The organism is Sphingomonas sp., from assembly GCF_030145815.1.
In the GTDB taxonomy this organism is placed as follows: Bacteria; Pseudomonadota; Alphaproteobacteria; order Sphingomonadales; family Sphingomonadaceae; genus Sphingomonas.
The window spans coordinates 1-6,163 of record NZ_JAIXHL010000062.1 but is presented as its reverse complement, the minus strand read 5'-3'; the positions used below and the strand labels follow the sequence as shown (position 1 = coordinate 6,163).

At 62.4% G+C, this 6,163-nt stretch carries 8 protein-coding genes and 1 pseudogene; 4 read left to right on the top strand and 5 right to left on the bottom strand.

Translation table 11 applies throughout. The features are described from left to right. Positions 1 to 129: 129 nt before the first annotated feature. The 3 genes from KYX69_RS22755 (at position 130) to KYX69_RS22745 (ending at position 2,787) form a co-directional block, all read left to right on the top strand. Positions 130 to 468 (top strand): PilZ domain-containing protein, encoded by a 339-nt coding sequence (locus KYX69_RS22755; RefSeq protein ID WP_367280223.1) that lies wholly within the window; start codon positions 130 to 132, stop codon positions 466 to 468. 275 nt (positions 469 to 743) lie between these two features. Further along, positions 744 to 1,400, top strand: coding sequence for a winged helix-turn-helix domain-containing protein (locus KYX69_RS22750; protein WP_300501639.1), 657 nt, complete (start codon positions 744 to 746; stop codon positions 1,398 to 1,400). A 406-nt stretch (positions 1,401 to 1,806) separates the two neighbouring features. Next, on the top strand, positions 1,807 to 2,787 hold the full coding sequence (locus tag KYX69_RS22745; RefSeq protein WP_300501638.1) for a transferrin-binding protein-like solute binding protein: 981 nt from the start codon (positions 1,807 to 1,809) through the stop codon (positions 2,785 to 2,787). Positions 2,788 to 2,947: 160 nt separating this feature from the next. Here KYX69_RS22745 and KYX69_RS22740 read toward each other — a convergent pair whose 3' ends face one another. Next, entirely contained in the window at positions 2,948 to 4,603 is a 1,656-nt protein-coding gene (locus KYX69_RS22740) for a response regulator (protein WP_300501637.1), read from the bottom strand. Continuing rightward, positions 4,600 to 4,971, bottom strand: a complete 372-nt coding sequence (locus KYX69_RS22735) for a chemotaxis protein CheB (protein WP_300501636.1) — start codon at positions 4,969 to 4,971, stop codon at positions 4,600 to 4,602. Before KYX69_RS22735 ends, KYX69_RS22740 begins: the two co-directional genes overlap by 4 nt. 337 nt (positions 4,972 to 5,308) lie before the next feature. On the opposite strand from KYX69_RS22735, the gene KYX69_RS22730 reads away from it, so the two are divergent. Continuing rightward, positions 5,309 to 5,431, top strand: coding sequence for a hypothetical protein (locus KYX69_RS22730; RefSeq protein ID WP_300501635.1), 123 nt, complete (start codon positions 5,309 to 5,311; stop codon positions 5,429 to 5,431). Position 5,432: 1 nt separating this feature from the next. On the opposite strand, the gene KYX69_RS22725 is transcribed toward KYX69_RS22730, so the two are convergent. The 3 genes and pseudogenes from KYX69_RS22725 to KYX69_RS22715 all read right to left on the bottom strand — a co-directional run. Continuing rightward, the gene (locus KYX69_RS22725) at positions 5,433 to 5,750 is read right to left on the bottom strand and encodes a hypothetical protein (protein ID WP_300501634.1); all 318 of its coding nucleotides are present in this window, start codon (positions 5,748 to 5,750) and stop codon (positions 5,433 to 5,435) included. An 8-nt stretch (positions 5,751 to 5,758) separates the two neighbouring features. Beyond that, positions 5,759 to 5,962: a hypothetical protein gene (locus KYX69_RS22720; protein ID WP_300501633.1), complete on the bottom strand. Its 204-nt coding sequence runs from the start codon at positions 5,960 to 5,962 to the stop codon at positions 5,759 to 5,761. 110 nt (positions 5,963 to 6,072) lie between these two features. Beyond that, positions 6,073 to 6,163: pseudogene (locus KYX69_RS22715) on the bottom strand (integrase catalytic subunit); the annotation flags it as partial.

Below are 6,163 nucleotides of genomic sequence, written 5' to 3'. Positions count from 1 at the left end.
GACCAGGACACGATCAGATCCGGCTGAACATCCCCATCACGCCTCATCGCCATCGCTGCAGCCTATCTCGTCCTTCAATACTCTCTCTGAATCAGACGGACCCGACTTCGTCAACGGGCTGTTAAGCCTGTGCAGCTTGATGCATATCTGAGCTCGCGCGCCACTCTCGCCGCAGCCCACCGACCGCGCGGTCCACGCGTGTCGACAGATTTGCGTGCGCGCTTGAGGGTCGGCGTAATCTGGCATCTCGTGCGCCTGCTCGACATCTCCCAGGGCGGGGCAAAGGTTGCGACAGATCTGTCCGTCAGCCTGGGCGAAGAGATTGAGCTGGATCTCGAGGGCGTTGCGCCGTTCGTGGGGCACGTCTGCTGGGTCCGCGGCGCGCGTATCGGCATCACCTTTGTCCAGCCGGTCCAGCTGGCAACCATCGCGCAATGGGTCGCAAAGCTGGCGAGCCCGGCCCCCTGACTCTGCCCGGTTCGCGACGGGGACGTGTGTTTTCGGTCTGCGCGACGCGCACCGTGATCGCCATATTTCGTGCGAATGGTCTCAGGTGGCTTGTAATGGCCTCCGCGGCCCTGCAGGCGTGCATGCCCTGCGCGACAGGGCAGCTTGCATGTCGGTTGCCGAACTGAAACGGGCGCATGGCATAGTCTGGCGTATCGGCCGGTCGCCAAGTCGGTTAGGTCACGATCATGTATTCACGGCGTCATCACATTTTGATTGCAGTCCGCGACCCTAGCTTGCGCGACCGGATTGTCATTGTCGTGGAAGAAAACGGGATGAGCGCCGATCAGGCTGGCGATGCCGACCTGGTTCGCGCTCAGCTCGCCAGGCGGATGCCTGACCTGCTTGTGCTGGATGACGGGCTGCCTGGCATCAGCGCCTTCCTGCCGCCATGCCCAGAAACCGCCGACCGACCAATGGAGGGGTCCTCTATCCGCATCGTGCGGCCCGGGTGCCTTGCTGGCTCCACCACCAGTTGCGGTCCGGAGCCCGACCTGCAGCTTCCAAGGCCTGTGCTGGTCCGCGACGTCCTTGCTGCAATCGGGGCGCTATTGCAGCCGACACAGCCGCCGTCGCTTGGTCTCTCGGCAACGCGTCTGTCGGTCGGACAGCTGGTGCTCGATGGCGAGCATTGGGAGGCCTTTTTCGGTCGCACGCATGTGCCGACCAGTGCGACCGAATATCGGCTATTGACCCTGCTGGCATCGCACCCGTCGAAGTTTTTCTCGAACGACGCGATTGCGGCCAGATTGGGATCTGCTCGGGATACCCATCTGCGGCCAGCGGTCGATGGTTGCATCTTCGCGCTGCGGTCCAGATTCAGGCATGCCGGCTGTACGGACTTGATCGAGCTATTGCCCGGCCCCGCTTATCGGCTCGGCACCTGCGCATGAGCCAGTGATCCTCCGATCTGGAGTTCCACACCCAGTCAGGGCATGCCGCGTGACCACCGGATGGGGCGATTTCGGGCCAACGCCACGCACCGCCACGCGGACTGTGCGCACTGGTTTGGCGCCTGACCACAGCGCAGGTGATGGTTCTCCTTGCATCTCCGATGGCGGAATTGCTTTCTGAATTGGTCCCATCTGACGCCTGTGCAGGCGGCGCATGAAGGTGCAGAGCTCGGATCTCACCCGTTGCGCCCTGGCCCCTCGCAAAGGCCGGCGATGATGTGAGAGGGGGGGCTGATCTTCTGCGACGTCAGCCCTTGCAGTGCGCAACAATGTCCTGCAAGCGATTGTTTTATTGGGGGTGGCTATGTATTCATCGTGGTTGCGATTTGGTGCCGGACTCACTGCAATGATCTGGCTGTCGGCGTGTGGCGGGGGCGGCAGCGGGTCGATCAGCGGCACCCCCAGTGGAACCAGTCCCACGCCATCGCCAGGGGCGTCGCCATCCCCTGCGCCGGGGACCGGCGGGACAACCGGCGAGCTCAAGCCCGTTGCTGATGCCACCTTCATCGCCGCTTTGATGGAGATGACCACAAGTCCAGGGACGGCAAGCGAGCTGAACGGCCAGACAACCGGCGGGACCACCAGCAATCGGTCGGTGACGCTGGACACGCCGGGCTTCCGTGCCAGCTACGCCGCAGGGTCTGGCTACTCAATCGCTGACGCCATCCATTCTGCAGCATTCGGCGCCGCACAGCTGACCAGCGACACGACGGCCTCTGACCCGACCTATCCGACGGTATTGTTCACCCGGAATTCGAACAATGCCGTCGATTATCTGGCGATGTACAAGTTCAAGGTCACGACCACGTCGGTCCTTGGATCAGGCAGTGTGGAACCGCGCTATGCAGGTGTCGGTGGGTGGCAACACAGCATCGCAGATCCCGGTGCCCGCCGCACGAGACTGAACTATTTTGCATTCGGCCCGGTCACGCCAGCGACCGCAATGCCGCGGTCGGGCGTCGTGAAATTCTCGGTGACCGGCTCTGGAAACTTCGCCGGCAACAGCGATCTGTATTTTGCAACGGTGTTTGACACGATCACTGTCGATTTTGCAGCTGGCACGGTCACAGGGACCATTTCCGCAAGCGGGCGCAACCTCTTCGACGGAGGGGTCGGCGGCATCTACAATGTCCGATTGAACGGCACGATTTCTGGAAACGCGGTAGCTGGCGCTACCACCTCGAGCATCACCACGGCATCAGGTCAATTCCGGCTGTTGTTCATCGGACCTAACGCGGACGAGATCATTGTCACCCATGTCGGACAGAATGCCGGAGGGCACTTCGTCAGTGCCGCTGTGGGCGTCCGGAACCCATATCTGCCATAACGATCCTGAATATGCGGTCACCGCGCGCCGGTTCACGGCGATGGATTGGGACAGCCGTCCCGGGGTAGTCTGTCGGTTTCGGGACGGTCTTCGAGGCGCACTGACCGGCCCGCAGCGGGGACTGGCAAGCTACCGTTTGTCACGGCACTCTGGTTCGATGTCAGGTGGAAATCATCGCATTGACAGTGCTCGCCAGCTCTTCGAGCGAGAAGGGCTTCTTGATCATCGACATGCCCTCGTCGAGAAAACTTCCGCGGTGCGTGGCATGTTCGGCATAGCCCGTGATGAACAGGATGGGCAGGGCGGGACGGAGTTTGCGCGCGGCATTTGCGAGGTCGCGACCGTTCATCCCCGGCATGCCGATGTCCGAGATCATCAGATCGATACGGGCGTCGGACTGAAGAAGGCGAAGCGCGGCGGACGGATCACTGATCTCAATCGCCTCATATTGCAGCTCCTGCAGCACCTCGCGGACGAGCATGCGCACGGAATCATCGTCCTCCACCAACAGCACGCGCTCACCTAACCCCTGCCGTGCCACCCGACGTGCGCCGGATTCGGCCACCGGGGACGCATCAGTAATCGGCAGATACAGACGGACGGACGTTCCGCGACCGGGCTCGCTTTCGATCCGCACGGCACCGCCGCTCTGTTGAGCAAAGCCATGGACCATCGAAAGTCCGAGACCGGTACCCTGCCCGATCGGCTTGGTCGTGAAAAAGGGATCGAACACCTTATCGATGATGTCGGCCGTCATTCCTGTGCCGGTATCGCAAACCGACACAAGGACGAACCGGCCCGTCCGCAGTCCAAGGGCATGAGCAGCCTCCGCCGGTTCGATGTCGACACGGCTGGTCGTGATTGTCAGGACTCCACCGTCGGGCATCGCATCGCGCGCATTGATCGCGAGGTTTAGGATGGCATTTTCGAGCTGGTGGGCATCGGCCAAGGCATGGGGCAAGTCAGTGCCATGGAGCAGCTTGAGCTCGATCTGCTCCGGCAGCGCATGCTGCACGAGCGGCGACATCGAAACGATGAGCTGGTTGATGTCGAGTGGACGCGGATCGAGCGACTGTCGGCGCGAAAACGCGAGAAGCCGGTGGGTAAGCGATGCGGCCCGCTCCGCCGAACTCGTGGCGGCATCGATGTAGCGGCCAATCTCATCGATCCGGCCTGCGGCGATCTTGCGGCGCATTAGGTCAAGTGACCCGATGATACCGGTCAGCATATTGTTGAAATCATGCACGATCCCGCCGGTCAGCTGTCCGACTGCCTCCATCTTCTGGCTCTGCCGCAGCGATGCCTCGGCGCGTTCGCGCTCGGCGGTTTCGGCCTGTAGTCGCACCAGCGCATGTTCCAGCTCTGCGGTGCGCTCGCGCACTTGCGTTTCAAACCCTTGCGCTGCTTCCGCCAACGCCAGGCGTTGCCGATAGAGATCAAAGAACACCGTTGCCTTGCCGCGCAGGATGTCGGGCTCGATCGGCTTCTGGATGAAATCAACCGCACCGGCTTCATAGCCGCGGAAACGGCGCTGCGTGTCGGTACTGCCGGCGGTGACAAAGATGATCGGGACATGACGGGTGCGCTGGTTGCCGCGCATGAACTCGGCCAGCTCAAACCCGTCCATGCCCGGCATTTGCACATCAAGAAGCGCCAGCGCGACGTCGTGGTTGAGCAGCAGTTCGAGCGCCTCCTCGCCCGAGCGCGCGCGCAGGAAGGCCAGCCCGTCGCGTCGCAGCAGCGCTTCCAGCGCGAGCAAATTTTCTTCGAGATCGTCGACGAGCAGGAAGTTGATCGGTGGGGGCGGGTTGCTCATGATGTTCCAAGCTTCAATAGACGATCGGCGATCGCGTCCAGCGACAGTGTCGCGGCGGCGGGGCAGCGGGCCAGAGCAGCAGTCGGCATCGCTGCGGCATAGGCGGTGGCAGGATCTTCAACCAGCATCGCTCCGCCCGCAGCATGCACAGCGGCCGCACCGCGCGCGCCATCCTCATTGGCGCCCGTCAAAATGACGCCGACCAGCCGCGCGCCATAGCTGTCCGCTGCACTCTCGAACAAGACGTCGATCGACGGGCGCGAGAATAAAACCGGTGCATCGGCCGAGAGCGCGATGGTCTCGTCGCACTCGACCAGCAGATGATAGCGGAGGTGCACTGCGCCAGTGGCGAGGGTTGAACCGGGCAATCCCGTTTGCAACGGGATGGCTTACGGATCGACGATCGTGATGTCCTGAACTATTCGATTCGGCTGGTCAGCGGTAATCCTCGCAGTCTCATCTTCGAGATCGATGACCAGTGCCGAGCCCGATAGTCAGATGATGTGCAGAAGGTGGCGCCGATGCAGACGATCGGTGTCGGCGTGCCGGCAGACCTCTCCGCGCCAGCTGTTCCGGGCAAAATTCCGTCCCATCGCTCCCGCCGAACCGCATGGGCTGTACTGTCCCCGATGCGTCACGGCACCAGCGCACGGCGCGGCGTCGATTTTGCTTTCCTACATGGCCTTGGTTCGCTTGGATGGCGGGATGAAGGATCCACCCAAGCTGCGCGACCTAGCTCAAGCGCTGGAATATTGGCTGTTGGCAGCTCTGCTGCTGGGCACATTCGTCGCCGGCGCCATAAGCGCGATCCGCTGGCTGCTCGGCTAGCTCAGGCCCGGAACCGGTTGACGGCGCGCTTCCATTCGCGGTCATCGGGCCATGGCAGCTGCACGGTCGCTGCGCGGGTTTTGGTCGTGCTGACTGCTGCGTTGCTTTTGCAAGCGGTGCACTTGAGCCGGTCTCCGACGGCACTTAACCGATCATCCCAGCCGTGGCGATGAAACCGCCACCAGAGCTGGTGCGGGTCGAAGATTGCGACACGGCGGCACTGCGGCGTCCGGCAGATTGCAAGGACATTCATGTGCCAGGCGGCGCACTCAAACAGGGTGGTCGGAATGCGACCGCCGCGCGGATCAAATCGGGCCATCGGGACGGTCAGGACGGGGATGCAAACAACTGGGGCTGGAAGTTCGGATTGGTGTGAAGGCCTTGCGTGGTCTGCGCCCAAACCAAATGCCAGCATTTGATAGACCGATTGCGCGCGACGGCCTTGACGGCCTCCAGTGACCAGTCATCGCACGGGTCAACGGCGTTAAAGCTCTCGCGCTCAGCGGCACGCAGCCGCAGATCATGCTCCACGATCAAGGCTCCAGCGATGCGAACCCGCGGGAACCGCGGGGCGCAATCATGGAACATATAAAGAACATGGGCAAGTTGATCTGCCCCCACCGAGTGGACCGATAGGTTTGTTAGTGGATTAAGCCCATCGCCGCCATATCCGGACGGAGGTGGAGCGAAGCGGAACCGGAGGCCGGATATGGCGGTGTCGCCGTTTCCGGT